Consider the following 210-nt stretch of genomic DNA (forward strand, 5'->3'; position numbering starts at 1 on the left):
TCTGTGCTACCGTTCGACTTGCATGTGTTAGGCCTGCCGCCAGCGTTCAATCTGAGCCATGATCAAACTCTTCAATTTAAGTTTGATGCTCGTGAATTAAACTTCGTAATGAATTACGTATGTTCACTCAGAGACTTGGTATTCATTTTTCGTCTTGCGACGTTAAGAATCCGTATCTTCGAGTGCCCACACAGATTGTCTGATAAATTG

1 rRNA gene is annotated in these 210 nt (G+C 41.9%); it reads right to left on the bottom strand.

Features of this window, described 5'->3' with window-relative positions:
- Window positions 1-78 (bottom strand): 16S ribosomal RNA (locus OGY08_RS00005); the annotation flags it as partial.
- Window positions 79-210 lie beyond the last annotated feature (132 nt).

Origin of the sequence: Citrobacter sp. Cpo069, assembly GCF_030332785.1 — a bacterium.
Taxonomy (GTDB): Bacteria; Pseudomonadota; Gammaproteobacteria; order Enterobacterales; family Enterobacteriaceae; genus Citrobacter; species Citrobacter portucalensis.